26 protein-coding genes are annotated in these 26491 nt (G+C 73.0%); 12 read left to right on the top strand and 14 right to left on the bottom strand.

All coding sequences use genetic code 11. The features are described 5' to 3' along the window. The first annotated feature begins 6 nt into the window (after positions 1-6). Both J2N69_RS34480 and J2N69_RS34475 read left to right on the top strand, forming a co-directional pair. Positions 7-1347 carry an MFS transporter gene (locus tag J2N69_RS34480; protein WP_230904237.1) on the top strand — a complete coding sequence of 447 codons (1341 nt, stop codon included), beginning with the start codon at positions 7-9 and terminating at the stop codon, positions 1345-1347. Further along, positions 1344-2708: an alpha/beta hydrolase family protein gene (locus J2N69_RS34475; RefSeq protein ID WP_230904236.1), complete on the top strand. Its 1365-nt coding sequence runs from the start codon at positions 1344-1346 to the stop codon at positions 2706-2708. Before J2N69_RS34480 ends, J2N69_RS34475 begins: the two co-directional genes overlap by 4 nt. A gap of 15 nt (positions 2709-2723) precedes the next feature. Here J2N69_RS34475 and J2N69_RS34470 read toward each other — a convergent pair whose 3' ends face one another. The 5 genes from J2N69_RS34470 to J2N69_RS34450 form a co-directional block, all read right to left on the bottom strand. Further along, entirely contained in the window at positions 2724-3332 is a 609-nt protein-coding gene (locus tag J2N69_RS34470; RefSeq protein ID WP_230904235.1) for a GNAT family N-acetyltransferase, read from the bottom strand. Between the two features lie 122 nt (positions 3333-3454). After that, a complete protein-coding gene (locus tag J2N69_RS34465; protein WP_230904234.1) occupies positions 3455-4495 on the bottom strand; it encodes an NAD(P)-dependent alcohol dehydrogenase in 1041 nt (346 codons plus the stop codon). 94 nt (positions 4496-4589) lie between these two features. After that, a complete protein-coding gene (locus J2N69_RS34460) occupies positions 4590-5405 on the bottom strand; it encodes an SDR family NAD(P)-dependent oxidoreductase (protein ID WP_230904233.1) in 816 nt (271 codons plus the stop codon). Positions 5406-5419: 14 nt separating this feature from the next. Then, on the bottom strand, positions 5420-6067 hold the full coding sequence (locus tag J2N69_RS34455) for an acyl-CoA-like ligand-binding transcription factor (RefSeq protein WP_230904232.1): 648 nt from the start codon (positions 6065-6067) through the stop codon (positions 5420-5422). A 174-nt stretch (positions 6068-6241) separates the two neighbouring features. Continuing rightward, positions 6242-6484 (bottom strand): chaplin, encoded by a 243-nt coding sequence (locus tag J2N69_RS34450; RefSeq protein ID WP_127911613.1) that lies wholly within the window; start codon positions 6482-6484, stop codon positions 6242-6244. Positions 6485-7088: 604 nt separating this feature from the next. Between J2N69_RS34450 and J2N69_RS34445 the strand changes: the two genes are divergently transcribed. Continuing rightward, positions 7089-7358, top strand: a complete 270-nt coding sequence (locus J2N69_RS34445; RefSeq protein ID WP_230904231.1) for a hypothetical protein — start codon at positions 7089-7091, stop codon at positions 7356-7358. Here the strand turns inward: J2N69_RS34445 and J2N69_RS34440 are convergent. Both J2N69_RS34440 and J2N69_RS34435 read right to left on the bottom strand, forming a co-directional pair. Beyond that, positions 7352-7963: a DinB family protein gene (locus J2N69_RS34440; protein ID WP_230904230.1), complete on the bottom strand. Its 612-nt coding sequence runs from the start codon at positions 7961-7963 to the stop codon at positions 7352-7354. The genes J2N69_RS34445 and J2N69_RS34440 overlap by 7 nt on opposite strands. Before the next feature lie 4 nt (positions 7964-7967). Further along, positions 7968-8963: an RICIN domain-containing protein gene (locus tag J2N69_RS34435; RefSeq protein ID WP_230904229.1), complete on the bottom strand. Its 996-nt coding sequence runs from the start codon at positions 8961-8963 to the stop codon at positions 7968-7970. 223 nt (positions 8964-9186) lie between these two features. On the opposite strand from J2N69_RS34435, the gene J2N69_RS34430 reads away from it, so the two are divergent. The 3 genes from J2N69_RS34430 to J2N69_RS34420 all read left to right on the top strand — a co-directional run bounded on the left by J2N69_RS34430 (position 9187) and on the right by J2N69_RS34420 (position 10730). Next, complete coding sequence (locus J2N69_RS34430; RefSeq protein WP_230904228.1) at positions 9187-9636, top strand: hypothetical protein; 450 nt, start codon at positions 9187-9189, stop codon at positions 9634-9636. Between the two features lie 93 nt (positions 9637-9729). Next, positions 9730-10188: a hypothetical protein gene (locus J2N69_RS34425; protein WP_230904227.1), complete on the top strand. Its 459-nt coding sequence runs from the start codon at positions 9730-9732 to the stop codon at positions 10186-10188. 116 nt (positions 10189-10304) lie between these two features. Next, positions 10305-10730, top strand: a complete 426-nt coding sequence (locus J2N69_RS34420) for a peptidoglycan-binding domain-containing protein (RefSeq protein ID WP_230904226.1) — start codon at positions 10305-10307, stop codon at positions 10728-10730. A gap of 33 nt (positions 10731-10763) precedes the next feature. Here J2N69_RS34420 and J2N69_RS34415 read toward each other — a convergent pair whose 3' ends face one another. Next, positions 10764-11363: a GNAT family N-acetyltransferase gene (locus J2N69_RS34415; protein WP_230904225.1), complete on the bottom strand. Its 600-nt coding sequence runs from the start codon at positions 11361-11363 to the stop codon at positions 10764-10766. 173 nt (positions 11364-11536) lie between these two features. Between J2N69_RS34415 and J2N69_RS34410 the strand changes: the two genes are divergently transcribed. Together J2N69_RS34410 and J2N69_RS34405 are read left to right on the top strand one after the other, a co-directional pair. Then, the gene (locus tag J2N69_RS34410) at positions 11537-12961 is read left to right on the top strand and encodes a DEAD/DEAH box helicase (protein ID WP_230904224.1); all 1425 of its coding nucleotides are present in this window, start codon (positions 11537-11539) and stop codon (positions 12959-12961) included. A 116-nt stretch (positions 12962-13077) separates the two neighbouring features. Next, positions 13078-13761, top strand: coding sequence for a class I SAM-dependent methyltransferase (locus J2N69_RS34405; protein WP_230904223.1), 684 nt, complete (start codon positions 13078-13080; stop codon positions 13759-13761). A gap of 144 nt (positions 13762-13905) precedes the next feature. Here the strand turns inward: J2N69_RS34405 and J2N69_RS34400 are convergent, their stop codons facing one another. Next, entirely contained in the window at positions 13906-14652 is a 747-nt protein-coding gene (locus tag J2N69_RS34400) for a TioE family transcriptional regulator (RefSeq protein WP_230904222.1), read from the bottom strand. 68 nt (positions 14653-14720) lie between these two features. Between J2N69_RS34400 and J2N69_RS34395 the strand changes: the two genes are divergently transcribed. Then, on the top strand, positions 14721-15929 hold the full coding sequence (locus J2N69_RS34395) for an erythromycin esterase family protein (protein ID WP_230904221.1): 1209 nt from the start codon (positions 14721-14723) through the stop codon (positions 15927-15929). A 269-nt stretch (positions 15930-16198) separates the two neighbouring features. Further along, entirely contained in the window at positions 16199-17062 is an 864-nt protein-coding gene (gene argB, locus J2N69_RS34390; protein WP_230904995.1) for an acetylglutamate kinase, read from the top strand. 105 nt (positions 17063-17167) lie between these two features. On the opposite strand, the gene J2N69_RS34385 is transcribed toward argB, so the two are convergent. The 5 genes from J2N69_RS34385 to J2N69_RS34365 form a co-directional block, all read right to left on the bottom strand. Next, positions 17168-17692: a GNAT family N-acetyltransferase gene (locus J2N69_RS34385; protein WP_408056854.1), complete on the bottom strand. Its 525-nt coding sequence runs from the start codon at positions 17690-17692 to the stop codon at positions 17168-17170. Positions 17693-17849: 157 nt separating this feature from the next. After that, complete coding sequence (locus J2N69_RS34380; RefSeq protein ID WP_230904220.1) at positions 17850-19418, bottom strand: amidohydrolase; 1569 nt, start codon at positions 19416-19418, stop codon at positions 17850-17852. A gap of 15 nt (positions 19419-19433) precedes the next feature. Next, a complete protein-coding gene (locus J2N69_RS34375) occupies positions 19434-20321 on the bottom strand; it encodes an ABC transporter ATP-binding protein (protein ID WP_408056853.1) in 888 nt (295 codons plus the stop codon). After that, a complete protein-coding gene (locus J2N69_RS34370; protein WP_230904219.1) occupies positions 20318-21421 on the bottom strand; it encodes a FecCD family ABC transporter permease in 1104 nt (367 codons plus the stop codon). Before J2N69_RS34370 ends, J2N69_RS34375 begins: the two co-directional genes overlap by 4 nt. After that, positions 21418-22485: a FecCD family ABC transporter permease gene (locus tag J2N69_RS34365; protein WP_230904218.1), complete on the bottom strand. Its 1068-nt coding sequence runs from the start codon at positions 22483-22485 to the stop codon at positions 21418-21420. Before J2N69_RS34365 ends, J2N69_RS34370 begins: the two co-directional genes overlap by 4 nt. Before the next feature lie 260 nt (positions 22486-22745). On the opposite strand from J2N69_RS34365, the gene J2N69_RS34360 reads away from it, so the two are divergent. Together J2N69_RS34360 and J2N69_RS34355 are read left to right on the top strand one after the other, a co-directional pair. After that, a complete protein-coding gene (locus J2N69_RS34360) occupies positions 22746-24449 on the top strand; it encodes an ABC transporter ATP-binding protein (RefSeq protein ID WP_230904217.1) in 1704 nt (567 codons plus the stop codon). Positions 24450-24526: 77 nt separating this feature from the next. Further along, complete coding sequence (locus J2N69_RS34355) at positions 24527-26311, top strand: ABC transporter ATP-binding protein (RefSeq protein ID WP_230904216.1); 1785 nt, start codon at positions 24527-24529, stop codon at positions 26309-26311. The last annotated feature ends 180 nt before the right edge of the window (positions 26312-26491 follow it).

Below are 26491 nucleotides of genomic sequence, written 5' to 3'. Positions count from 1 at the left end.
CCCGCCATGTCACACCCACCTGGCAAGGCGGCGCTCCCCGGGACCAGAGCCGGGGAAGCCGGGTCCGCGCCCGGGCAGTTGCGCCGCGTCGCGCTGTCCGGGCTGCTCGGCACAGCCGTGGAGTTCTACGACTTCCTCGTCTACGGAACCGTCGCCGCGCTCGTCTTCGGCGACCTCTTCTTCCCCGGGGCCGACCCGGCGGTGGGCACCGTGGCCGCCTTCGGCACGTTCGCCGCGGGGTATCTCGCCCGTCCTCTCGGCGGCATCGTCTTCGGCCACTTCGGCGACCGGCTCGGCCGCAAGTCGATGATGCTCCTGACGATGGTCCTGATGGGCGCCGGCAGCTTCCTCATCGGCCTGCTGCCCACGTACGACACGATCGGCGTCTGGGCCCCCGTCCTGCTCGTCCTGCTCCGCGTCGTGCAGGGCGTCGCGATCGGCGGCGAATGGGGCGGCGCGACGCTCATGGTCGCCGAGCACGCCGGTGACCGCCCGCGCGGCCTGTGGACCAGCTTCACCCAGCTCGGCGCCCCGCTGGGCACGGTGCTCTCCACCGGGGTCGTCACGCTGGTCGGCATGCTGCCGGACGATGACTTCCGCGCCTGGGGCTGGCGGGTGCCGTTCCTGCTCTCGCTCGTGCTGCTCGGCGCCGGTCTCTACGTACGCCTGAAGGTCGCCGAGAGTCCGCTCTTCGCCTCGCTCTCGGAGCGGCGGGAGCGGGCGCGCACGCCGCTGCTCGACGTGCTGCGCGCGCCGCGGCCGGTGCTGCTCGCCTCGGCGGTCGGCATCGGTCCGTTCACCGCGCAGGCGCTGATGACCAGCTTCATGATCTCGTACGGCGTCGACGAGGGGTACGGCCGCCAGCAGGTGCTCATCGGCGTCACCGTCGCCTCCTGCGTGGCCCTCGTGGTGCTGCCGTGCGCGAACCATCTCTCGGACCGGTTCGGGCGCCGGCCCGTCGTCCTGGCCGGGGCGCTGCTCTCGGCGGCCACCGCCTTCCCGGTCTTCGCGCTCGTGGACAGCCACCGGCCCGGGCTGCTGATCCTCGCCTGCGTGATCGGGCACGGCGTCGCCCAGTCCGTGATGTACGGGCCGCTCGGCGCCCTGTTCAGCGAGATGTTCCCCACCCGGGTGCGCTACACCGGCGCCTCGCTCGGCTACCAGACCGCGACGCTGCTCGGCGCCGGTCTCTCTCCGCCGATCGCCGGCGCGCTGCTGGCCGCCGACCACTCCAGTGACTCCGTCGCCCTGCTGCTCACGGCCGGGAGCGCGGTCACCGCGCTCGCCGTCTGGCGGGTCAAGGAGACCAACGACCGCAACCTCCCCGCCCAAGGAGTCTCCGCATGACCCGCGCCACCGGCCGCCCCGTGACCGCACTCGCCGCCCTGCTCCTCCTCCTGGCCGCGGCCCCTGCCCCGGCCTCCGCCGCGCAGCCCACTCCCCGGCACCTGGAAGGCACCCTGCCGTCCGGCGCCACGTACGTGATCGACACCCCGGCCCGTTGGAACGGCACCGTGCTGCTCTTCAGCCACGGCTACCGCCCCGAGGGCACCCCGAACCCGGCCGTCAACGCCCCCGACGAGCCCACGAGGAAGCTGCTCCTGAAGGAGGGGTACGCGCTCGTCGGCTCCTCCTACGCGAAGAACGGCTGGGCGGTGGAGCAGGCGGTGCCCGACCAGCTGGCCGCCCTCGACACGTTCACCGGGAAGGCCGGCGCGGCGCGGCGGACCCTCGCCTGGGGGCAGTCGCTGGGCGGGCTCGTCACCACGACGATCGCCGAGCGCCACCCCCGGCGTATCAACGGCTCGCTCTCCCTGTGCGGCCTCGTGCACGGCGGTGTCGCCAACTGGAACTCCACGCTGGACGCCACGTTCGCGCTCCGTACGCTGCTCGCGCCCGGCTCCGGCATCCGGCTGACCGGCTTCCAGGACACCGCCGACGCCACGGCCTCCGGCAACCGGCTCGGCGCGGCGGTGGAGGCGGCGCAGCGCACGGCTCCCGGCCGGGCCCGCATCGCGCTCGCCGCCGCGCTGCATGCCATCCCCGGCTGGAACGACCCGGCCACCCCCCGGCCCGCCCCGGACGACCACGCGTCCCGGCAGGCGAACCAGTACGCGGCGCTGCGCGGTCTGGTGGCGCGGCCCGGCTTCGTCTGGCGGGCGGAGGCCGAGCGCCGCGCGGGCGGCACCATGTCCTGGAACACGGGTGTCGACTACACGGCGATGCTGGCCCGTTCCGCCGCCTACCGGCAGGTGAAGTCCCTCTACAAGACGGCGGGCCTGTCCCTCGGTGCCGACCTGCGTGTACTGGCCGGGGAACCCCGGGTCGGCGCCGACCCGGGCGCGGTGCGCTACATGGTGGACCACGCCGCGCCCTCCGGTCTCCTCCGCAAGCCGCAGCTCGACGTGCACACGACCGGTGACGCGCTCGTGCCGGCCGAGGTCGAGAGCGCCTACCGCCGCGCGGTGAACCGGGCGGGCCGCGCGCCTCTGCTGCGCCAGGCGTACACCGACAACGCCGGTCACTGCACGTTCAGCCCGGCGGAGCAGCTCGGCGCACTGCACACGGTCGAGCACCGGGTCGCCACGGGAAGCTGGGGCGACACGTCACCGGCCGCCCTCAACTCCCGTGCGCGGGACGCCGATCCGGCCACCCCGGCCCGTTACACGTCGTACCGGCCCGGCCCGTATCCGCGTCCCTTCAGTTGACGCCCAGCGCCACGGCTACGCGTCGGCCGGGCGGCGCGGCTCGCGCCACATCGTCCACAGCCGCGGCCCGCCGCCCGGCAGCCGCAGTTCGTCGCGCACGGCGAAGCCGAAGTGCTCGTAGACGGGGAGGTTCTCCGGCTTGGAGGACTCCAGGTGGACGGGCATGCCGTCCGCGTCGGCCTGGGCGAGGCCCGAACGCAGCAGGGCGGCACCCTGCCCCTGGCCCTGCGCGGCCGGGTCGGCGCCGATGAGCGCCAGCGACCAGTGCGGCTCCTGGGGCGCGTGCTGGACGGCCATCTCGACGGCGCCCCCGAACAGCTCCGCCCGGTCGCCGAGGAGGTTGGTCAGCTCCTGGATGGTCTCCTGGTCGGGGACGGCCTTCTCCTGCGCCTGAGCGGGCACCCAGAACGCGGCGGCGGCGTCGGTGCGTTCGCACACGCCGTGCAGCACGTACTGGCGGGTGAAGATGGTGGCGAAGTAGCGGCCCAGCGACGCTTCCCGGGTGGCCTCGTCGGGGAAGAACCAGCGCATCATCGGGTCGTCGCCGAAAGCGCGGGCCAGGGTGGTGCCGACCGCGGAGGCATCGTCGGGCGTCGCCGTCTTCGGCGTGTGCGATATAGGCATACGGGTCATTCTGCACCCGATGATCTTCGCCGCCCGGGGCGGGGTCCCCCTCCCGCGGACTCGGCAACGGAACGGCCCGAAGGGGAAGTTCGGGGGCTCGTACGTCCTGGCCGGATGGCCCGTCAGCCGTTGGGGAGGATGACCGCGCGGCCGTGGACCCGGCCTCCGCGCAGGTCCTCGTACGCCGTGGGGGCCTCGTCCATCGCGTACGTCTGGACGTGTACGTCGATCGCGCCGGCCCGGGCGAGGTCCAGCACCTCGGTCAGCTCCGCCCGGCTGCCCCAGTACGGGGAGCGGACCGCCACGTTGTACGCGGTGGTGCCGAAGCCCACGGACGCGGCGCCGCCGCCGATGCCGACGATCGTGACGTCCGCCTCCACCGCGGCGCAGGCCGTCGCCGTCGAGACGGTGGGCGGTGCGCCGACGAAGTCGAACACCGCCTGCGCGCCGAGACCGCCGGTCAGCTCACGCACCGCGGCCGCCGCGTGCTGGTCCGACGGTACGGCGTCGTGGGCGCCGACCTCGCGAGCCAGCCGCAGCTTCTCGTCGGTGACGTCCAGGGCGATGACCCGCGCCGGGGTGAGCGCCCGCAGCAGCTGGATGGCGACATGGCCGAGGCCACCCGTGCCGATGACCACGGCGGTGCTGCCGGGGGTGAGCTTGGGCAGCGAGATCTTGACGGCGTGGTACGGCGTGAGGCCCGCGTCGGTGAGCGGCACCGCGGTGACCGGGTCGAGCGCGCCGAGCGGGACCAGGTGCCGGGGGTCGTCCACGACCATGTACTCGGCGATGGCGCCGGGCGCCCCGAGGCCGGGCGGGCGGATGCCCAGCTCCGCGGCGCGCGTGCAGTAGTTCTCCTTGCCCTGCGCGCACATCGGGCAGGTGCCGCAGCCCCACGGGCCGTACACGGCGACGGGGTCACCGAGCGCGAGGCCGGTGACGCCCTCGCCGAGCGCGGCGACGGTCCCCGCGCCCTCGTGGCCGAGGGTGAGCGGCAGCGGGAATCCCAGCGCCTCGTCCGGCCGGCTCATCACCGCGAAGTCGGAGTGGCAGACGCCCGCCGCCGTGACCTTGAGGAGGACCTGTCCCGGGCCCGGCGCGGGGCGCGGCAGGGTGACGACCTCGGGTGCGGTGCCGGCACCGGCGTACTGGAGGGCCCTCATCTCGGCGGGGAGGAGGGGAGTTGTCGTTGCCCTGACACGTGTGTGCCTCCGTTCTTCGACAAGTTTGTCTGGCGGGTTTCTTCGGCAGGGGGCTTCAGCGGGCGGCGTATCCGCCGTCGACCAGGTGGTAGCTGCCGTTGATGAACGAGGCGCGGTCGGAGAGCAGGAAGAGCGTCAGTTCCGCGACCTCTTCGGCGGTGCCCAGGCGACCCTGCGGGTGGAGCGCGACCAGTTGCTCGCGCTGGGCGGCGTCGCCCTGGAGCAGCGGGGTGTCGATGAAGCCGGGGGCCACGGCGTTGATCCGTACGCCCCGCGCCGCGTACTCGACGGCGGCGGTCTTGGTCAGACCGACGACCGCGTGCTTGGCGGCGGCGTAGGCGGGCGAGCCCGCGAAGCCGTTGGTGCCGAGGATCGAGGACATGTTGACGACGGCGCCGCCGCCCGCGGCGAGGATTCGCGGCAGTTCGTACCGCAGGGAGTAGAAGACGCCGTTGAGGTTGGTGTCGATCACCCGCTGCCACTCCTCGACCGCGTACTCGCCGGTCGGGGCGGAGGCCCCGGCGATCCCGGCGTTGTTGACGGCCAGGTGCAGCGCGCCGAAGGTCTCGACGCCGAAGTCGACGGCGCGACGCACGGACTCGGGGTCGGTGACGTCGACGCGTACGGCGGCGGCCCGGCCGCCGGCGTCGGTGAGCTTCCGGGCGACGTCGTTCGCCCCCTGCTCGTTGTGGTCCGCGACGACGACGGCGGCCCCGGCCTGCGCGAGGCGGCGGGCGACCTGGAGGCCGATGCCGGAGGCGGCGCCGGTGACGAGGGCGGTCCTGCCCGCGAACTCCTGCGGGGCGAGGTGACCCGTGCCGTGGTCAGGGGCGGTGTCGACCTGTGTGCTGGTGCTGTTGCTGGTGGTCATGGTGGTGCCTGGTTTCACTTGGTGGCGGTGCCGGGTGCGCTGGGCGCGGGCTCGTCGGCCAGGGCCGCGAACGCCGCGTCGATGAGCTGCGGGAGGGGGGCCGGCTCGCCGGGCGCGGTCCAGAACCGTACGGCCGTGCCGAACGCCCCCACGGCGAGCGAGACGGCCAGCGCGGGCCGCAGATCGCGTTCGGCGTCCAGACCGAGCCGCCGGGCGACGATCGCCACGGACTCGTTCTGCGCCTCGTCCTGCACGCGCAGGTACGCGGGGAGCAGCGCGGGCTCCTCGTGGAGCAGCCGCAGCAGGTCGCGCGAGCGCGGCAGGCGGCGGTGCCAGGCGGTCGGCTCGTCGTCCAGCCAGCCGCGCAGGGCCCGGTAGTAGGCCGTGAGGGGGGTCTCCTGCGGGGGGCGGGCGGCCAGCGCGGTGTTGATCCGCGCGTAGTCGGCGCGCAGGGTGTCGACGACGGCGTCCTCCTTGCCGGAGAAGTACCGGGAGAAGGTGCGGCGGGAGACGTCGGCGCGTTCGCTGATCGCCTCGACGGTCACCTGGTCGAGTCCGCGGTCGAGCACGAGGTCCACGGCGGCGTTGGCCATGACGGCCCGGCTCTCCTGGACCTTGCGGGCCCGTCGACCTTGGGCCCGCCCGCCCTCTTTGTCGCTCATGTCTCCGACTGTACTCCACGAAGTGTCTCAGCGGGACACATGGCCCATGGGGACAGCCTGGGCGACCGCGCCGGGGACAGACGCCCGCGGCAGCGTCGGCACCGAACCTCGCTCAGCCGGCCCAAAACAGCGGCGCGGCCCCGAGGAATACCCCGGGGCCGCGCCGCCACTTGTTCAGTTCGTCTTGCACTTGTTGTCGCTGGCCGGGTTGAGGAGCCCGATGATGTCGATGGTGTTGCCGCAGACGTTGAGATCGGCTTCGACCGGCACCTGAACGGCGTTGCCGGACACGATGCCCGGGCTGTCGTGGACATGACCCGTGGCGGACGGGCCGTCGTCGGCGAGGGCCTGGCCCGCACCGCCGACCACGGCACTGGCGGCTATCAGGACGGCGACGCTGAGGGTACGGACACGCATGGGGTGATCTCCTCGGTGTAGGAAAAGCGATCACTCTCCAGCAGATAGCCCACGGCCGGTTCCCGCGACCGCTCACCGCCATTCGGGTGACCTCTGGCCCCGCCGGGGCGTGTCAGCGCGCATATCCATCCAGAGCAAGACATAGCGGCACTGCTCCCTGTCCGGGGCTGTCCTGGACAGGGGTCCGCCTGCCCCGGAGCCTCCCTGAGCAGCAGCCTGGACCCCACCGGCCCCCTCCCCGAGGGGCGTGCACGACACGACCATCCCGGCCCAGGAGGTAGGCGGAGCATGGTCCTGCCCGAACGATGCCCTCACTCCGAACGGCGCCCGTCAGGCCCGGACGGCGACCGGACACGGCCCCACCGCACGGTGCTGGACGAGATCACCGGGCTCTGGCACCTGCCGGCCCTGCACCGCGCCGGGCCGCCGTACCCCCGCGCGGGCCTGCGGGTCCTGCACCTCGGCGGCGCGTGGGTCGCGGCGTTGACGTGCCTCCCGACCCGCTTCGGCCGCACCACGCCGCTCATCCGGCGGCGTGACCCGCTGGCCTTCCACGTACTGCACATGCGGAGGGGCCAGGTCTCCTTCGACGCCGGGCGGCGCCATGTGCACGTCGGAGCCGGGCGGTTGCTGCCCCTGGGACGCTTCGCGCCCCTACCACGGGCGGTTCGACGATGCGGCCGGAGTCCACTCCTTCGAGCTGCTCCAACTCCCCCGCGCCGCGCTGCCGTTACCGACCCGCACCGTCCAGCGTTTCCGCGCCCTGCCCCTCTCCCCCGGCGCGGGCATGGGCGGCGCGCTGACCCGCCGGCTCGCCACGGTGGTGGGCCACCGGCGCCGAGGCCCCGGTGATCCGCCACCGGGAGCCTACTGAGTCCGCCCCGCGTCCCCTCGGCCGAACGCGGCGGCCGCCGCTGTGGCCGCTCGCTCGATCCTCGCGTGGTGGGCTTCCCGGAAGGCCGCGTCGTGCTGCGGGGTGGCGTATTCGGCGCTCGTCCCTGTCGAGCCGTCGAGTTGTTCGCGCAGGATGTCGGCGTGCCCGAGGTGCCGGCTGGTCTCGGTCAGCAGGTGGATGAGGATGGTGAAGAGTTTCACGTCCGGCCGCGGCCACCAGGGCACGTGGCCGGGAGAGTCGAGGGTGAGTGCCGCGATCGTCGCGTCCGAGTGCTCCCAGACGCGACGGCAGCGGCCGACGATCTCCTCCCTCGTCTCCCGCTCGGTCACCCACAGGTCGGCGCCGCGTTCCGCGAGGTCGTCCCAGCGGGGCAGCGGTTCGGGGAACGGCCGGCCGAAGACCTCGCCCAGGTATCTGGCCTCCCAGGTCGACAGATGTTTGACGAGGCCGAGGAGGTTGGTGCCGGTCACGGTCAGGGGGCGGCGCACGTCGTACTCACCGAGCCCGTCGAGCTTCCACAGCAGCGCCTCGCGCATCACGCGCAGGTCGCCGTGCAGGTGCTCTTTCGCGAAGTCATCGATCATGCGGTCATTGTGGGTCGATGAAGAACTCCTGGGCCAGGGTTGACGTACACGGCTCACGCATGACCTCGACGCCCTCCGCGGTGGCGCCGCCCACCATGCCCAGGCACTGGCCCGTCGCCGCCTCCCGGATGCGGAAGCCGCCCGGCGCCGGGGTCTCGGCCGGCTCGACCAGGAACACGCTCGCGGAGGCGCAGGCGTCCCACGGTTCGAGCATGCCGGGGACCGGTCCCCCGTTCATGACGGTCAGGCAGCCGATGCCGAACTCGGGGTGGTGCCACTGGATGCGGTAGCGGCCGGTGCCGGCCTCTTCGAGGTAGGTGCGCGGCGGGACGGCCTGGGCGCACGCGCGCTGCACGGCGACGGCACTGGCGTAGAGGCCCTTGCGGTCGCGGCCCTCGGTGACGCACAGCGAGGGCGCGCTCGCCGGGCGGATCTTGGCCCAGCCGAGCGGTGGGCCCTGGAAGCGCTCCTGGGTGAAGACGGAACCGGGCTGGCGGTCACAGCCCCACTGCCGCAGCCGCGCCCCGTCGGCGGTGGAGGACTCGGTGACCTCCAGGCACTGCGGGGTCGTGGTGACGGTCTTGGGCTGGAGCCAGACACCGCCGTCGGTCTCGGTGAAGGTGAGGCTCGCGCCGGGCTGGTTGCCGCAGGTCTGCTGCCGTACGAGGGCGCCGGCGGAGGGGCTGGAGTTCTCCACCGCCATGCACTTGCCGCTGTAGACGTTGACGATCTGGTACGAACCGCCGCCCAGGGGCGATGACTTCAGGGTCCACAGCGCGTTCTTGCGCCCCGCGCAGCGGCGCTGTGCGACCACCTCGCCCTCGGCGGCCGTGGCCACTTCGAGGCACATGCCGCTGTGGGTGGAGACGATGTTGATGTTCTGCTCCGCGGTCGAGGCCGCGCGCGCCGTTCCCTGCGCGCCCACCAGGGCGAGGAGGAGGGTGACGGCGGTGAGCAGTGCGGCGGAGCGTGGACGTCCGGGGCGGCCTGGTCTTCGCATGTGTCCCCCTTGGTCGGATGCGGGCGGAGCGGGAGCGGAGCCTCGCACAGCGGCCTGACGTGAGCCTGACATTAGCTCACCCGTGCGCGGGAGCCCGTTCGTCAGCGGTACGTCAGCCGGCGCGGTCACCATCGGCCCCGTACCACCGGAGCCGGACGGAACCGGAGACGGACGAAACCCGAGACGGACGGATCGGTCGACCGAGACGAGGGGTGTACGCGCCATGAGTGGAAGACCCAGGGGCCGGCTGCGTCGGCTCCGCGAGGCAGTGGGCCCACTGGCCGCCGCCGTACTGGTGTGCGGGGCGCTCACCGTGCCCGCCTCCGCGGCGTCCACCGCGGAGCCGGCGTGCTGGCTGCGCCCCGGCGAGCCGCACCGGGACTGGACCGGCATGAACTTCGCCGGGGACATGTGGTGCGATCTCACCCCCGGCTCGGTGCGCATCCAGTCGCGCTCGACCAGCCCGGTGGTGGGCAAGATGCTCTTCAGCCCACGCTGGTTCGTGTGCTGGAAGGAGGGCTCCGACTACATGGGCAACAACATCTGGTACTACACCCAGGGCGACCAGGTGGTGTCCTCCCCCACCGTCAAGGCGTGGGGTTACATGCCCGCGGTCGCGGTCAAGGCCCCTCAGCACCCGTTCCCGGGCCTCACCCAGTGCCCCTGGTCGTGACGGCCGCCGTGCCACCACCGCTCCCCCTGCGCGCCATCCCCGTTCTTCCTTCCTTGCCCCTTCCGGCACATGACGAGCCATCAGGAGTACGTCGTGAACAGGAAACCGTTCCTCCCCCGCGTCTCGCCCCGCGCCGCCGCCGTCGCCGCGGCCGTCGGCGCGCTGCTGTGTCTGCCGCTGACGGCCGCTCCCGCGAGCGCCGGTGAGCGGGCCACCTGTTCCCTTCAGGAGGGCCTCGACCTGCGCGACACCATCGGCAACGCGTTCACCAAGGCGCTGTACTGCGACAACCTTCCGTCGGACGTGTACGGCAGACCCTCCTTCGACGCCCCGATCACCGGGTGGCTGCGTCTGACGCCGTCCTGGTTCACCTGCTACACCATCGGGCCGAGGGACACCCAGGGCAACAACGTCTGGTACTACACCCAAGGCGACCAGGTGGGCGAACTCCCCCGCATCAAGGGCTGGGGCAACGTCCCCGCAGAGGTCGTCAAGATCCCCTCCACCATGTCGCACCCCGTCGCCGGGCTGCCGCGCTGCCCCTGGTACTGACAGCCGCCCGCCCCCGACCCGTCACGCACCACCGCACCGCCGCACCATCGCACCGCCCGGACCGGCCCGCCCGGGCCGGTCCCAGCAGGCGCCCCCAGGCGCGAGGAGGAGACCCGATGAAGACCGGACGCACGATCCGTACGGCCGCCGCGGTGGCCGTGGCCGCCGCGGCGTTGGCGATGTCCGCCGGTGGCCCGGCCACCGCCCGCACGGCGGAGGGCGCGCCGCCGCAGGCCGCCGTTCTCGGCGGCCCGGGACCCCACGACGGGGCGCGCCCCGAGAGCGCCGTGAGCGCGGCCGGCAGCGAATGGCGCCTGTGCATGTACCTGGGCGGCCACACCACCCTCCAGATGGGGAGCACGGGAGAGACCGTGCGGCACCTGCAATGCATCCTCAACGAGGTCTACCGCTACGTGAACGTCCCCATGACCGGTGTCTTCGAAGAGGTCACCAAGGCGTCGGTCGAACACCTGCAGCGGCAGTTCGCCCTGCCCGTCACGGGTGTCGTCGACGCCGCCACCTGGAGCGCCCTGCACCCCTGAGCAGCCCCCGCAGCGCACGGTGGGAGGGCGCGGTCAGCGCAGGTCGAGCCGCATCACGACACGGGGGTGACCGGCCAGGACCGAGCCGGTGTCGGCGGCGTGCGTGAACCCGGCCCTCTCGAAGTTCTTCCGGATTCCGGCGTACGCCATCGTGAGGTCCACCTTGGCGCCACCGTCGCCTCGGGTCCCCGTACGGGCGCCGTTGTCGATGGGGTACGCCTCGATCGCCGGTGCGCCATGGGTGCGCGCGAACTCGACCGCCCCGGCGATCAACGCGTGTGAGATGCCCTGCTTGCGGTGGCCCGGACGTACGCGGACGCACCACAGCGACCAGACCGGCAGGTCGTCGACGTGCGGGATGGTGCGGCTGCGTGCGAAAGAGGTGTCGGCGCGCGGCGCCACGGCCGCCCAGCCGACGGGTTCGTCGCCGTCGTAGGCCAACACCCCCGGCGGGGGCTCCGTACGGCACAGTTCGGCGACGTACCTGCCCCGGGCCGGGCCGCGCAGCTCGTTGTTGAGCCGGGAGGGAATCCGGTAACTGAGGCACCAGCACACGTTGGCGCCCGGCGACTTCGGGCCGAGCACGGCGCGGACGTCCGCGAAGCGGGAAGCCGGACGGACTTCGATGCTCATGACACCACGATGGCATGGCCATCCTGGTCGCGGGCACCGGGATGTCACTTTGTGTTACCATTAGACGTTTGCGCGCGCGTGGCGGCCGCTGCCTCCACCGCTCCGGGCGCAGCCACCAGCCACCACCATCCTGCCGGGCCTTCCTCGGTATGTTCCCCTGCGGAAGGCTCTTCATGAAGCGTACGGACCACCCCGGCACCACCGGCAGCCTCGGCACCACCGGCGACGACCTCGGCGGCCTCGCCCCGGCCGCGCCCGCGATCACCTCCTTCGCCGATCTGGAACTGCCGGCCGCGGTCCTGCGCACCCTCACCGAGCAGGGCGTACGCGAGCCCTTCCCGATCCAGGCGGCCACGCTGCCCAGCGGCCTCGCGGGACGCGACGTCCTGGGGCGCGGCCGCACCGGTTCCGGCAAGACGCTCGCCTTCGGGCTGCCGCTGCTCACCCGCACCGCCGGGCGCCGCGCGGAGCCGAAGCAGCCGCTCGCCCTGATCCTGGTGCCGACCCGTGAGCTGGCCCAGCAGGTCACCGAGGCGCTCACGCCGTACGCCGACGCGCTCCGGCTGCGCATGGCCGCGGTCGTCGGCGGCATGTCGGTCGGCCGGCAGATCGCCGCGCTGCGCGAGGGCGCCGAGGTCGTCGTCGCCACCCCCGGCCGCCTCCACGACCTCATCGAGCGCAAGGCCTGCCGTCTGGGCCGGGTCCGGATCACGGTCCTCGACGAAGCCGACCAGATGTGCGACATGGGCTTCCTGCCGCAGGTCACCGAGGTGCTCGACCAAGTCCACTCCGACGGTCAGCGGATGCTGTTCTCGGCCACCCTGGACCGTGACGTCGACCAGCTGGTCCAGAGCTACCTCCATGATCCGGTCGTCCACTCCGTCGACCCCTCGGCGGGCGCGGTCACGACGATGGACCACCACGTCCTGGTCGTCCACGGCCCCGACCGGTACGCCGTGACCACGGAGATCGCCGCCCGTGAGGGCCGCGTCCTGCTGTTCCTGGACACCAAGCACGCCGTCGACCTGCTCACCCGGCACCTGCGGGCCAGCGGGGTGCACGCGGCGGCACTGCACAGCGGCAAGTCCCAGCCGCAGCGCACCCGGACCCTCGCGCAGTTCAAGAACGGCCAGATCACCGTCCTCGTGGCGACCAACGTCGCGGCCCGCGGCCTGCACATCGACGACCTCGACCTCGTGGTGAACGTCGATCCCCCCACCGACCCCAAGGACTATCTGCACCGCGCGGGCCGCACGGCCCGGGCCGGTGAGTCCGGCAGCGTCGTCACGCTCGTCCTGTCCGGGCAGCGCCGCGACATGAGCCGGCTGATGTCCGAGGCCGGCGTCGAGCCGACGGTCACGAAGGTGCGCTCGGGCGAGGCGGAGCTGAGCCGGATCACCGGGGCCAAGGCCCCTTCCGGCACCCCGCTCGACGGTGGACCCGCCGCGCCCCGCCCCAAGAACGTCAACGCCCCCTTCCGCGGCCTCGGCACCAGCAAGGACGCCTCGCGCGGCACCGGCGGCAAGTCCCGCAAGGCGGGCGAGGCCCGCAAACTGGCCGAGGCCCGCAAGGCGGCCATGGTCCGCCGGGGCCGCTGAGGTCTCGGACGCGCGTACGGCTTGCCCCCCGCGTACGGCTTGCCGTCCCGCACGTACGGCTTGCTCTTTCGGCAAGAAATCTTTCCGTACGCCGAGGGCCTCCGCACAGTGGGCGCATGACGACCTCACGCAGCTCCGCCCCCGCGTCCGCGTCCGCGGCGGGAACGAGCACCGGAGCACCCGAAGACGCACAGCAGTTCTGGGAGAAGCGGTACCGGGGCGGTACGCAGCCCGGCCGCGGCCGCCCCAACGCCGTGTTCGCCGGCCTCGTCGCCGGTCTGCCGGCCGGTGCCGCCCTCGACCTGGGCTGCGGCCCCGGCGGTGACACCCTCTGGCTGGCGGGGCGTGGCTGGACCGTGACCGCCGTCGACATCTCGCCCACCGCGCTGGCGGGCGTGCGGGCCGACGCGGACGCCGCCGGGCTGGGGGGCCGGGTCCGCACCAAGCACCACGATCTGAGCGTGTCGTTTCCGGAGGGCCGGTTCGATCTGGTCTCGGCCCAGTTCCTCCAGACGCCTCTCGCCTTCCCCCGGCGACGTGTGCTGCGGCGGGCCGCCGAGGCGGTCGCCCCCGGTGGCCTGCTGCTGATCGTCGAGCACGCCTCGGTTCCGCCATGGGGCCGCGCGGCCCATCCGGACCTGGAGCTGCCGACCGCCGCCGAGACGCTGGCCGGGCTCGCCCTGGCGGAAGAAGACTGGACGGTCGAGCTCGCGGAGACCCGCCACCGGGAGGCGACCGGACCCGACGGGGAGACCGCGACCGTGGACGACAACGTCATCGCGGCGCGGCGCCGGGCGTAGGCCTTCCCCCGACTCCCCGCGCTGTGCGCGCACACGCACCTGTCCTCCGGCGTCCGCTGCCGCCTCCCGGGACGAGCCCCGGGAGGCGGCAGGCCAGAACTCGGCTACGCGACTGGAAGGCCACCGCGCGGTGCCGTTCGGGGCTCAGCCGTATTCGCGTTCACGCTCGCGTTCACGGAGGTACGCCTCCAGCTCCGCGGCCCCGCTCAGCATCGCCCGCCCGCGGGCGGCGAGCCGGCCGTGCCAGTCACGCAGGGCCGCCTCCAGGGGCTCCAGGCCTTTGGCCGCCCGTACTTGCGCGATCAGCGGGGCGATCTGCTCCAGCAGATGGCCGCCGCGCCTCAGCTGGTGGGCGAGCCGGGCATCCCGTACGTCGGCTTCGTCGTAGACGCGGTAGCCGGTCCGCGGGTCACGGCTGGGGCGCACCAGCCCGGCGCGTTCCCACTTGCGCAGCGTCGCGGGCCGGATGCCGAGTTCGCCCGCCAGTGGCCCGATGAACGTGCCGCCGGGCACGGGCACCACCGGTTCGGAGACGGTGGCGGGGTCCAGGTCGCTCAGGGCGCTCTCCACGGCCTGGAGGGTCCGGCGATCGTCGAGGAGTTGGGTGTGGCTCTCGTCGATGAGGCGGAACGCCTCGTCGGGCGATCCTTCGTTCACCATCCGCATGATCGCGGTGGCCGTCCGGTGCCCGTGGCCGGGCACCAGGGCGAGGAACGCGCGCAGGGCTCCCGCGTGCAGCGGTGTGTAGGTGCGGTAGCCGTGGGGCGTGCGCTTGGCGGGCGGGAGGATGCCCGCCTCTTCGTAGTTCCTGACCGCCTGCGTGGACAGACCGTGCCCGCGTGCCACGTCGATCGGCCTGAGCCGCTCACCGTTTTGAAGGTTTCGCCCCATGATCCTGCCGTTGTCGTCCAGTAGCGCGGGAAAGTTTCAACCGAGGGTTCAAAGATACCGTTGAGGTCATGGTTGACATCAAGGACACCGTCCATGCCCTCGACGCCGCCGCCGTCATGGGACTTCTCCCTGCCCGGCCGCGGCTGCTCGCCCTGGGCGAGCCCACTCACGGGCAGGACGTTCTGCTCGACGTACGCAATGAACTCTTCCGGCAGCTCGTCGAGGAGGAGGGCTACCGGACGATCGCGATGGAGGTCGACTGCCTGCGGGGCCTGGTCGTGGACGAGTACGTCACCTCGGGCGCGGGCAGCCTCGACGAGGTGATGGAGCGCGGATTCAGCCACGGCTGGGGCGAGTTCGCGGGCAACCGTGAACTCGTGCGGTGGATGCGCGACTTCAACGACGGCCGGCCTGCGGCCGACCGGCTCCACTTCGCCGGTTTCGACGGCCCGGTGGAGGTCGCCGCTGCCGAGAGTCCCCGCCGGTCCCTCATGGCGCTGCACGGCTACCTCTCCGCCCACGTGCGCGCGGACCTGCTCCCCTGCACCGCGCAAACGCTCGACGATCTGCTCGGCGACGACGACCGGTGGACCGATCCGGCGGCGATGCTGGAACCGGACCGCTCCGTGGGGCAGTCCGCCGAGGTACGCCAACTGCGGCTGCTGGCGGATGACTTGACCGCACTGCTCGACGTCCAGGCGCCGGGCCTGCTCGCGGCGGCCTCGCGGGACGACTGGGACCGGGCCGGGCTGCACGGGCGCACCGCGAGCGGCCTGCTGCGCTACCACCACTGGATGGCCGACACCTCGCCGGCCCGCATGGCCCGGCTGGTGAGCACGCGGGACCAGATGATGGCGCACAACCTCCTGGCCGTCGCCGACCGCGGCCCGGCCCTCGTCCACGCCCACAACTCCCATCTCCAGCGCGAGAAGAGCACGATGCGCATGTGGGAGGGATCGGTGGAGTGGTGGAGCGCCGGCGCGCTGACAAGCGCCCGGCTCGGCGCGGAGTACGCCTTCGTGACCATGGCACTGGGGACGCTCCGGCACCAGGGGGTGGACGTACCGCCACCGGACACTGTCGAAGGCCTCCTGTACGCGCTGCCGGAGGACCGCTGCGTGGCCGACGCCCCGCGGCTGGCCGCGGCCCTCGGCGACACGCCGCTGATGCCCCGCGTGTCGCCGTGGTTCGGCTACTCCGCGCTCGATCCGTCGCACTTGGCGGACAGTGACGGGATCGTGTTCGTCAAGGATGCCGACCGGCACCGACCGCAGTAGTAGGAGGAGGAGCAGTAGCAGCACCGTTGGTCGCCGATCCTGCCGCCTCGCCAGTAGCGCCTCCAACACTTTGGCCTTGCGCCCGCGTTGACGGTCCCGGGCACGCCGTGACGTGGAGGCGCCGGGGCTGGTGAGACCTCTGGGGGGTGCCTTCCCACGCGATGGCCACTTAGGTTAGGCTCAGCTAAGTGACCGATGCCCTTCGCACACCTCGCCCTGGTGCCACCGACCCCCTCGCGCCCTTCACCCCTCTCACTGACAGCGGGGAGGTGCTGGAGACGCCCCGGCTCAAGGAGTTCCGGGGCCACACGGTGGTCATCAAGTTCGGCGGCAACGCCATGGTGGACGACGACCTCAAGCGGACCTTCGCCCGGGACGTGGTGGAGCTGCGGCGCGCGGGCCTGCGTCCGGTCGTGGTGCACGGCGGCGGGCCGCAGATCAGCGCCCTGCTCGACCGGCTCGACCTGGAGGTCCGCTTCGAAGCGGGTCTGCGGGTGACCACGCCGGAAGTCATGGACGTGGCCCGGATGGTGCTCACCGGCCGCGTCCAGCGGGAGCTGGTCGGGCTCATCAACCGTCACGGACCGTTCGCCGTGGGGATGACCGGCGAGGACGCGCACACCATGACCGCCGTGCGCCGTCCCGCCTGGGTGGACGGCGAGCCGGTGGACATCGGGCTCGTCGGCGACATCGTCGACGTGAACACCGAGACCCTGAAGGCCCTGCTGGACGAGGGCCGCGTCCCGGTCGTCTCCCCCATAGCCCGGGGGACGGACGGGCAGGTCTACAACATCAACGCCGACCTCGCGGCTGCCGCGCTCGCGGTGGCGCTCGACGCGGAGAAGCTGGTGATGCTCACCGACGTCGAGGGCCTGTACGCGAACTGGCCGCACAGCACCGAGGTGATCGAGCACCTCACGGCGGACGAGCTGGAGAAGCTCCTGCCCGAGCTGACGAGCGGCATGCTCCCCAAGATGGAGGCGTGCCTGCGAGCCGCGCAGGCAGGCGTGCGCATGGCCCACGTACTCGACGGCCGGGTCCCCCACGCCGTGTTGCGGAGGGTCTTCTCCGACGTCCACCACGGCACAGTCGTGGTTCCCGAGCCGGAACCGAGCGGCGACAGGGAGCGCTGAGAGACGCCTTGTACGGCTGTACCTACAGCTGAACCCCGGCCCTGGGCCGGGGTTCAGCTGTAGATGCGCCTCAACGCCGCCGCCAACGCCAAGCGGCCGGCGCGGTCAGAGCGTGCGGGCGAGGACCCGCGAATTGCGGGCGGGGTCCAGCGACTGCGCCCAGGCGCGCGGCGCCAGTTCCGCCGCGGCGGGCGCGAAGCCGTGCCGGAGGAAGAGTTCGCCCCCGCCGGTCGTCGCGGTGAACAGGGCGTGCAGGGACCGGGCGTCGGCCTCGGTCAGTGCCGCGCGCAGCAGGGCGTCCCCCACTCCGCGCCCCTGACTGCGCGGCGCGACACAGAAGTTGTACAGGACGCCGGCCGGTCCGCGGTCCGCGTCCGGGTCGGCGGGGTGGAGGCTCACGCCCAGACAGCCGTCCAGGGTGCCGTCGTCGGCCTCCACGACCAGGAAGTCGGCCGCGTCGGCGGCGTAGAGCGACAGGGGGCGCTCGCGCAGCGCTCCGGAGCGGGCGAATGGCCGGGACAGCGCCTCAAGGGCGGTGGCGTCCGCCGGGCGCGCGGAACGCACGGCGAGCAGGGCGGGCGGGGCGGCGCACGGCGACGGGGCGCCGAGGCGGGGGACGGCCGTGGACAACAGGTTCCCTTCCTCCAGGTCAACTAAGGTTAGCCTGCCCTAAGTAGAGCTGCAAAAGCCAGTCGGGGCACCTGAGCCACCGTCACGCCAGAAGACGTCAGACGACATGAGACGACATCAGAAGACGCCAGCAGCGGCCAGAAGAGGCCAGCAGACCTCAGGCGGTCGCCGCGCGGCCGTCGACGTACGTCGTCACGATTTCGATGTCACCGATGTGCGACGTGCTGACGCCGCGTGGGTCGTCGCCGAGCACGACGAGGTCGGCCCGCTTGCCCGGGGTGAGCGTGCCGGCACTGTCGTCCCAGTGGCAGGCGAAGGCGCCGCCGACGGTGTAGGCACGCAGGGCCTCGTCGACGGTGATGCCCTCGTCGGGGCCGATCACCTGGCCCGACTCCGAGGCGCGCTCGACCATGAACTGGATGGCCCGCAGCGGCGCCCCGTCCGTGACTGGCCGGTCCGAGCTGCCCACCAAGGTGACGCCGTGGTCCAGGAAGCCCCGGCCCCGGTAGAGCCACGGGGCCCGCTCCTCGCCCATGATCGCCGCGTAGTCGTCGCCGAAGTACCGCAGGAAGTTCGGCTGCACCACGGCGCTGACGCCGAGCCGGGCGAAGCGGGCGAGCTGGTCCGGGCGGATCAGCCCGGCGTGTTCGATCCGGTGGCGCGCGGCGGGGCGCGGGTGCGCCCGCTGGGCCCGTTCCAGGGCGTCGAGGGCGACGTCGGCGGCGCGGTCGCCGATCGCGTGGACGGCCAGCTGCCACCCGGCGAGGTGGCCGGCCACAATGGTGTCGGTGAGCGCCTCCGGGTCGTCCTGCAACTGCCCGGTGTGGTCCATGCCGTGGTACGGGGCGGTGAGCGCGGCCGTACGCGCCATCATGCCGCCGTCGGTGTAGACCTTCAGCGCGCCGATGGAGAGCCAGTCGTCGCCGAACCCGGTGCGCAGACCGAGGTCGAGGGCGCGGGGGGTGTGGTCGCCATCCGGGAGGGCGACGGGGTGCAGGGCGTCCGCGGCCACCATGAGCTGGACGCGCAGGGGCAGTTGGCCCTGTTCCCTTGCCAGTTGGTAGGCGGCCAGCTCGGCCGGGCTGTGGCCGAACAGGGAGCCGCCGATGCCCGCCTCGGCGCAGGCCGTGACGCCTTCCGCGCGGCAGGTCCGGGCGGCGTGCGCGATGGCGTCCGCGAGTTCCTGCTGTGTGTGCGGCGGGCGGAGCGCGCGTGCGGCGCCCATGGCGCCCTCGGCGAGGAAGCCGTTCTCATGGGGCACGTCGGCGGGGAGCAGGTCCAGGACGGCGCTGTTGACCACGCAGCCGTGGCCGGAGTCGTGCAGCATGAACACCTTGCGGCCCTGGCTGACCCGGTCCAGCTCGGCGGCTGTCAGATGGCGCCCGAGAGCCCGCTGGTCGTACCCGGCGAGGGCCACCCAGGCGTCCGGCGAGGGCTGCCGTGCGACGGCGTCCGCCACGACCGCGAGCACGTCCTCGACCCGTTCGCAGGGCGCCACACTCGGCGTACGCGCCTTCAGTCCCGTCCACGCGAGATGGACGTGGCTGTCGATGAACCCGGGCAGCACGGTGGCGCCTTGCAGGTCGACGACCTCGCGGGCGGGCAGCGAGGTGACGGCGTCGTCCAGGCCCACGATCCTCCCCCGCCAGATCCCCACGTCACGGGCGACGGGGTGGGCCGGGTCCATGGTGAGGAAGCGGGCGTTCGTCAGTCGCGTGGAGAGCATCGGGGGCGGTCCGTCCTAGCTGGTCTCGGCCATCGCGGCAGCGGTGGGCACGTCGTCCCGCGGGGCGTCGGGCAGGTGGCGGCGGGGCGCCGCGGGCACCACCAGGGGGGTGCCGGTCTCGGGGTCGTCGATGATCCGGCAGGGCAGTCCGAAGACGTCCTCGATGAGGTCGGCGGTGACGACGGTGGCCGGGTCGCCCTCGGCGGCGACCGTGCCGCCGGCCCGCATGACGATGAGGTGAGTGGCGTAGCGGCAGGCCTGGTTGAGGTCGTGCAGGACGGCGACGACCGTGTTCTTCTTGCGCGCGTGCAGTTCGGCGCAGAGGTCGAGGACCTCGACCTGGTGGGCGATGTCGAGGTAGGTGGTGGGTTCGTCGAGGAGCAGGATGGAGGTCTGCTGGGCGAGGACCATGGAGAGCCACACGCGCTGGCGCTGCCCGCCGGAGAGGTCGTCGACGGGGCGGTCGGCGAGTTCGAGTACGCCGGTCTGGCGCAGCGCCTCGGTGACGGCCGCCTCGTCCTCGGCCGACCACTGCTTGAGGAGGCGCTGGTGGGGGTAGCGGCCGCGGGCGACGAGGTCGCCGACGGTGATGCCGCCGGGCGCGGTCGAGGACTGCGGGAGCAGTCCGAGGCGGCGGGCGACCTCGCGCGAGCGGTACGACGCGATGGCCGCGCCGTCGAGGTAGACCTGACCGGAGCGGGGCTTGAGCATCCGCGCGAGGGCCTTGAGGAGCGTGGACTTGCCGCAGGCGTTCGGCCCGATGATCACGGTGAAGGAGTGGTCGGGTATGTCGACGCCCAGCGAGGTGGCCACGGTCCGCTGGTCGTAGGAGAGCGTGAGGTCCTCGGCCCGCAGGCGAGGCGTGGGCGCGGTCGTTGCGGTCGGGGCGGTCATGGCAGTCATGCGCGGCTCTTTCGCGACTCGGTGATCAGCAGCCAGATGAGGTAGAGCCCGCCGATGGTGCCGGTCGCGGTGCCCACCGGCAGCAGCGTGGGGGCGAAGACACGCTGGGCGAAGAGGTCGCTGCCGGCCAGCAGCAGCGCGCCCATGAGGGCGGCGGACATCAGCGAGGGTCCCGAGGACCGGGTCAGCCGGCGGGCCAGTTGCGGCGCCGCCAGGGCGATGAACCAGATGGGGCCGGTGACCGCCGTGGCGAAGGCGGCGAGCGCGACGCTGATGACGAGCAGTGCCGTACGGGTGCGCTGGACGTTGACCCCGAGGGCCATGGCGGTGACGTCGCCCATCTCCACCATGGACAGGCGGCGGGAGAGCAGGAAGGCGAGCGGGAGCAGGACGAGCACCGCGAGACCGATGGCGTTCGCGTGCTGCCAGCCACGGCTGTTGAGGCTGCCGATCAGCCAGGCCTGCGCCTCCAGCGCCTCCTGCCAGGTCGCCCGGGTGATGAGGTAGGAGTTGACGGAGAGCAGCAGGGAGCTGACGCCGATGCCGACGACGACCAGCCGGAAGCCCTGGAGCCCGCGGCCGAGCAGCAGCAGATAGACGGCGGCCGCGGTGAGGAACCCGCCGATCAGCGCGCCGAACGCGATCTGCGCCATGCTGCCGTGCAGCACGGTGATGACGACGAGCGCGCCGACGGCCGAGCCGTTGGTGAAGCCGATGATGTCCGGGCTGCCCAGCGAGTTGCCCGTCAGGCTCTGCAGGATGGCGCCGCTGACCGCGAGGGCCGCGCCGACACAGATCGCGGTCAGCAGGCGCGGCATGCGCAGGGTGTTGACGATGAAGTCGGCGCCGGGCGAGCCGTTGCCCGTCACGGCCTTGAGGACTTCCCCGACGGAGAGTTCGAAGTCACCGGTGGTGAGGGTGACGAGCATGACGGCGATCAGCGCCACGAGCATCGCGGACGTCACGGCGAGGACCCGCCCCTGGACGCGTACGGAGGGGCCCCGCCGTCCGGCGCGCAGCACGGTTCCGCTGATGACGGGGCCGCCCGTGCCCGGGGGCTTCTCCTCGGCGGGAGCGCCCGCCTCGCGTACAGCACTCACAGCATGGCCAGCTTTCGACGACGGCACAGCGCGATGAACAGGGGTGCGCCGATGAACGCGGTGATGATGCCCACCTGGACCTCGCCCGGCGAGCCGAGCACCCGGCCGAGCACGTCCGACCCGATGAGCAGGATCGGCGCGAGCAGCATCGAGTACGCGAGGACCCACCGCTGGTCGGGGCCGACGATGAACCGGGCGACATGGGGCACGGCGAGGCCGACGAATCCGACCGGTCCCGCCGCAGCGGTGGCGGCGCCGCACAGCAGCATGACCGCGAGGGCACCGAGCAGCCGGGTCCGGCCGACGTTCAGCCCGAGGGCCCGGCCGAGCTGGTCGCCCATCGCGAGGGCGTTGAGGGACGGGGCGAGGCAGAGCGCGATCAGCAGGCCGACGGCGACGAACGGGAGGATGGCGTGGACGACTTCGAAGTACCGGCCGGAGAGCGAGCCCACGTTCCAGAAGCGGAACTGGTCGAAGGCCTCGGGGTCGAGCAGCAGGACCGCGGAGTTGAAGGCGTACAGGACGGCGGTGACGGCCGCTCCCGCGACGACCAGGCGGTCAGGGGTGGCCACCTTGCGTCCCGAGGTGCCCAGCAGATAGACGACGACCGAGGCGACGGCGGCGCCGATGAACGCGAACCACACGTAGCCGAGCACGGAGCCCACGCCGAGGAAGGCGATGGCCACCACGACGCCCGCGGCGCTGCCCAGGCTGATCCCGAGCAGGCCCGGGTCGGCGAGCGGGTTGCGGGTCAGCGCCTGCATCAGCGCGCCGGACAGGCCGAGCGCCATGCCGACGAGGAGGCCGAGGAGGGTTCTGGGGATGCGGTAGTCGTGGATGATGATCGACGTCTCGGACCCGTCGGGGTGCCACAGCGCGCTCCAGGTCGCGGTGAAGGGAATCCCCCGCGTACCGACCCAAATGCTGAGCAACGCGACAAGGATCAGGGCACCCAGCGCCACCAGCAGGCCCATGCCCCGCAGGGCGTTCACGGTCCGGCCCGCTCCGGGCGGGGCCGCGACGGCGGCCGGCCCTTCGGACACCGCCCGGGTTTCGACCGACAACGACAACTCCCCCTGGCGGCGGTTCAGGCGTCGTGCCGCGTGGACAACACAAAGGACACGGCGCGAACGGCAAGTTGAGACTTAGGTGAGGCTAACCGAACGCATCCGGCCCGGTCAACGCGCGGGTGGTGACCTCGAGATGGACGTGCGGTCACGATAGGGAACCGAGTGCGCAGAGGTCGCCCGTAGTGGCGACAGAGGCGCAGTACCTGTTTAAGGTAGCCTTACCTAACCATTTGAACATCGTCGCGGAGGGCCGCATGCCAGCTGGAGCACCAACCGGGGGGCACGTCCTCCGCAGGGCGATCAGGGGGCAACGACGCCGTATCGTCGCCGCTTCCCTGCTCGGCATGACCCACCAAGGCTGTGAGGCCCTGGTCCCGGTGGTCATCGGCGTCGCCATCGACACGGCCGTCGCGACCGGTGACTCCGGTGCCCTGTGGCGCTGGCTCCTGGTGCTCGCGGTCCTCTTCTTCGTGCTGTCCACCTGCTACCGCAACAGCGCGCGGATCACGGAGGGCGCGGGCGAGCAGGCCGCCCACGAGCTGCGGCTCGAACTCGGCGCCCGCGTCCTGGACCCGCGCGGCGGCTCCGACGCGAACCGGCTGCCCGGCGCGCTCACCAGCATCGCCACCAACGACGCCCGCCGCGTGGGCTCCGTGGCGACGGTCCTCACCTACGGCATCGCCGCGGTCGCCGCCCTGATCATCAGCGCGGTGGCGCTGCTCAGGATCTCCGTCCCGCTCGGACTCCTCGTCCTGCTCGGCATCCCGCCGCTGCTGTGGCTCGGGCACCGCATCAGCCGGCCGCTGGAGCGCCGAAGCGAGACCGAGCAGGAGCAGGCCGCGCACGCCTCCGGCGTCGCCGCCGACCTGGTCTCGGGGCTGCGGGTCCTCAAGGGCATGGGCGCCGAGTCGGCCGCCGTGGCCCGCTACCGCACGACGAGCCAGGACTCCCTGGCGGCCGCGCTCAGGGCCGCCCGCAGCCGGTCCGGCCACGAGGGCGCCGTCCTCGCCCTGACCGGAGTCTTCATCGCGGTCATCGGCGTCGTGGGCGCCTACCTCGCCATGCGCGGCAGCATCAGCGTCGGCGAACTCGTTGCGGCGGTCGGCCTCGCCCAGTTCCTGCTCGGCCCGTTCCAGCTGCTCACCTACGTCAACGCCGAGTTCGCCCAGGGCCGTGCGTCCGCACGGCGGATCGCCGAGGTGCTGGCCGCGCCCGCCGCCGTGGAAGGCGGCGACGACACGCCGTCCGACCGGGCCGCGGGGCACATCCGGCTGCGCGGGGTGTCGCTCGGCACGCTGCGCGCGGTGGACCTCGACATCGAGGCGGGCAGCCTGACCGGGGTCGTCACCAAGGACCCTGCGGTCGCCAACGACCTGCTGCACTGCCTGGCCAGGGAGACCGACCCGGCCGACGGCACCGTCGAACTCGACGGCGTACCCCTGACCTCACTCGACCCGGACGGGCTGCGCCGCGCCGTGCTGGTCGCCCACCACGACGCCGACCTGTTCGAGAGCAGCCTGCTGGACAACGTCCGGGCGGGCGCGGACGCCGAGGCCGGAGCCGCGGCCGTCGACACCGCCCTCACCGCCTCCGCGGCGGACGAGGTCGCCCGGCTGCTGCCCGACGGCGCGGACACGGTGCTCGCCGAACGCGGCCGGTCCCTGTCCGGCGGCCAGCGCCAGCGCGTGGCACTCGCCCGCGCCCTCGCCGCCGACCGGCCCGTCCTGGTCCTGCACGACCCGACCACCGCCGTGGACACCGTCACCGAGTCGCGGATCGCGGCCCGGCTGCGCGACGCCCGCCAGGGCCGCACCACCGTCCTCATCACCACGAGCCCGGCCCTCCTCGCGGTCACCGACCGGGTCATCGTCCTCGACGAGGGCACCGTCTCGGCCGAGGGCCGGCACGCCGAACTCGTCGCCGCCGACGAGGCGTACCGAGCGGCGGTGCTCGCATGACATCCGCGTACGCGAGCGAGACACAGAAGCCGGCGCAGAACGCGAAGCCGGGAGAGACAGAAGAGACACCCGACACCATGAGCCCTACCAGCACGGACCGCGTGCTCCTGCCGACCGCCTCCGCCGCCGAGAGCCTGGCCGCGCTGCGCACCATGCTGCGCGGCCACCGGCTCCTGGCCGCGGGCGCCTTCGTCGTCCTGGCCGCGGGCACCGGGATCGGCCTGCTGACCGCTCCCCTGCTCGGGCACATCGTCGACCTGGTGGTGGACAAGCGCGGCTCCGACGCGCTGACCGTGCCGCTCGTGCTGCTGGTCGCGGTGGCGCTGGTGCGCGGCGCCGCGACCGCCGTCGGCAGCGCGCTGGTCGCCCGGCTCGGCGAGACGGTACTGGCGGCCGTGCGCGAGCAGTTCATCGAGCGGGCGCTGCGGCTGCCGCTGGAGCGTGTCGAGGCCGCCGGCTCGGGCGACCTGGTCTCCCGGGTCACCAGCGACGTCTCCATGATCGCGAAGTCGGTGCGGCAGGCGATGCCGGAGTTCACCCGCTCCGCGCTCACCATCGTGCTGACCCTCGGCGGACTCGCCGTCCTCGACTGGCGGTTCCTGCTCGCGGCGCTGGTCGCCATGCCCGTCCAGGTGCTCTCCGTACGCTGGTACCTGCGCCGCTCCTCCCCCGTGTACGCCGAACACCGCGTCGCCACCGGGGCCTTGCAGCACCAGCTGCTCGACAGCATCGGCGGGGTGCGGACCGTGCGCGCCTTCCGGCTCAACGGCACGCACGCCGGCCTCCTGGAGCAGCGGTCGGCGTCGGCGCGTGACCTGGCGCTGCGCGGCATCCACATCGTCACCGGGTTCTTCTCCCGGCTGAACCTCGCCGAGTACGTCGGTCTCGCCGCCGTGCTCGGCACCGGCTTCGCGCTGGTCGACAACGGCTCGGTGAGCATCGGTACGGCCACCGCGGCCGCGCTGTACTTCCACAGCCTCTTCAACCCGGTCAACGCCGCGCTGTTCCTCCTCGACGACGCGCAGTCCGCAGGCGCGAGCTTCGCCCGCCTGATCGGGGTGTCGAACCTCCCCGCCGAGCGCGCTCCGCAGGGCGGCGACGCTCCGGTGGACGGCTCGGTCAAGGTGACCGCGCTCGGCCACGCGTACGCCTCGGGTCAGCCCGTGCTCGCCGACGTCGACCTGGAGATCCGCAGCGGCGAGCGCGTGGCACTGGTGGGTGCGAGCGGGGCCGGGAAGACCACGCTCGCCAAGCTCATCGCCGGGGTCCACGAGCCGTCGAAGGGTGCCATCGCCCTGGGCGGCGTCGACACCCGGGAGCTGGGACCGGCCGGGGTGCGCCGCGCGGTGACGCTCATCAGCCAGGAGGTCCACGTGTTCGCCGGGCCGCTCGCGGAGGACCTGCGCCTGGCCCGGCCCGAGGCCACCGACGACGAACTGCGCGCGGCCCTGACCCATGTGGGCGCCCTGGAGTGGGCCGAGGCCCTGCCGGAAGGGCTCGCCACGGTCGTCGGCGAAGGCGGGCACCGGCTCACGGTGACCCAGGCGCAGCACCTCGCCCTGGCCCGCCTGGTGCTCGCGGACCCGCCCATCGCCATCCTCGACGAGGCGACGGCCGACGCGGGCAGCGCGGGCGCCCGCGTCCTGGAGACGGCGGCCGTACGGGCGCTGGAAGGCCGCACCGGCCTGATGGTGGCGCACCGCCTCCCCCAGGCCGCGACCGCGGACCGCGTCGTCGTCCTCGACCAGGGCCGCGTCGTGGAGACCGGCACGCACGACGAACTCGTGGCGGCCGGCGGCCGTTACGCCGCGCTGTGGGCCGCCTGGTCCGACAGCCGCCGAGAGGTTCCCGAAGGGGCCTGAGCACACGGCTTCCGCCGACAGGACAGGGGCTCGAACCGCTTGCGGTTCGGGCCCCGTCTTCGTTCGTGCCGCACGCGGACCGGACGACGAGGACGTGGACGACGAGGACGTGTACGCGGACCGGACCCCGAAGCCGACACCCGCCACGCGCCCCGAGGGACCTGAGCGGCGCGCCGCCAC

It is taken from the genome of Streptomyces huasconensis (assembly GCF_021028635.1).
GTDB classification, from domain to species: domain Bacteria; phylum Actinomycetota; class Actinomycetes; order Streptomycetales; family Streptomycetaceae; genus Streptomyces; species Streptomyces huasconensis.
This window is presented reverse-complemented; position numbering and strand designations above follow the sequence as displayed.

What these genes read in the sequence shown, in the direction of transcription:
- J2N69_RS34480 (WP_230904237.1), top strand. Translation starts at nt 7, where the DNA reads ATGTCACACCCACCTGGCAAGGCGGCGCTCCCCGGGACCAGAGCCGGG.
- J2N69_RS34475 (WP_230904236.1), top strand. Translation starts at nt 1,344, where the DNA reads ATGACCCGCGCCACCGGCCGCCCCGTGACCGCACTCGCCGCCCTGCTC.
- J2N69_RS34470 (WP_230904235.1), bottom strand. Translation starts at nt 3,332, where the DNA reads ATGCCTATATCGCACACGCCGAAGACGGCGACGCCCGACGATGCCTCC.
- J2N69_RS34465 (WP_230904234.1), bottom strand. Translation starts at nt 4,495, where the DNA reads ATGAGGGCCCTCCAGTACGCCGGTGCCGGCACCGCACCCGAGGTCGTC.
- J2N69_RS34460 (WP_230904233.1), bottom strand. Translation starts at nt 5,405, where the DNA reads ATGACCACCAGCAACAGCACCAGCACACAGGTCGACACCGCCCCTGAC.
- J2N69_RS34455 (WP_230904232.1), bottom strand. Translation starts at nt 6,067, where the DNA reads ATGAGCGACAAAGAGGGCGGGCGGGCCCAAGGTCGACGGGCCCGCAAG.
- J2N69_RS34450 (WP_127911613.1), bottom strand. Translation starts at nt 6,484, where the DNA reads ATGCGTGTCCGTACCCTCAGCGTCGCCGTCCTGATAGCCGCCAGTGCC.
- J2N69_RS34445 (WP_230904231.1), top strand. Translation starts at nt 7,089, where the DNA reads ATGTGCACGTCGGAGCCGGGCGGTTGCTGCCCCTGGGACGCTTCGCGC.
- J2N69_RS34440 (WP_230904230.1), bottom strand. Translation starts at nt 7,963, where the DNA reads ATGATCGATGACTTCGCGAAAGAGCACCTGCACGGCGACCTGCGCGTG.
- J2N69_RS34435 (WP_230904229.1), bottom strand. Translation starts at nt 8,963, where the DNA reads ATGCGAAGACCAGGCCGCCCCGGACGTCCACGCTCCGCCGCACTGCTC.
- J2N69_RS34430 (WP_230904228.1), top strand. Translation starts at nt 9,187, where the DNA reads ATGAGTGGAAGACCCAGGGGCCGGCTGCGTCGGCTCCGCGAGGCAGTG.
- J2N69_RS34420 (WP_230904226.1), top strand. Translation starts at nt 10,305, where the DNA reads ATGAAGACCGGACGCACGATCCGTACGGCCGCCGCGGTGGCCGTGGCC.
- J2N69_RS34415 (WP_230904225.1), bottom strand. Translation starts at nt 11,363, where the DNA reads ATGAGCATCGAAGTCCGTCCGGCTTCCCGCTTCGCGGACGTCCGCGCC.
- J2N69_RS34410 (WP_230904224.1), top strand. Translation starts at nt 11,537, where the DNA reads ATGAAGCGTACGGACCACCCCGGCACCACCGGCAGCCTCGGCACCACC.
- J2N69_RS34405 (WP_230904223.1), top strand. Translation starts at nt 13,078, where the DNA reads ATGACGACCTCACGCAGCTCCGCCCCCGCGTCCGCGTCCGCGGCGGGA.
- J2N69_RS34400 (WP_230904222.1), bottom strand. Translation starts at nt 14,652, where the DNA reads ATGGGGCGAAACCTTCAAAACGGTGAGCGGCTCAGGCCGATCGACGTG.
- J2N69_RS34395 (WP_230904221.1), top strand. Translation starts at nt 14,721, where the DNA reads ATGGTTGACATCAAGGACACCGTCCATGCCCTCGACGCCGCCGCCGTC.
- J2N69_RS34380 (WP_230904220.1), bottom strand. Translation starts at nt 19,418, where the DNA reads ATGCTCTCCACGCGACTGACGAACGCCCGCTTCCTCACCATGGACCCG.
- J2N69_RS34375 (WP_408056853.1), bottom strand. Translation starts at nt 20,321, where the DNA reads ATGACTGCCATGACCGCCCCGACCGCAACGACCGCGCCCACGCCTCGC.
- J2N69_RS34360 (WP_230904217.1), top strand. Translation starts at nt 22,746, where the DNA reads ATGCCAGCTGGAGCACCAACCGGGGGGCACGTCCTCCGCAGGGCGATC.
- J2N69_RS34355 (WP_230904216.1), top strand. Translation starts at nt 24,527, where the DNA reads ATGAGCCCTACCAGCACGGACCGCGTGCTCCTGCCGACCGCCTCCGCC.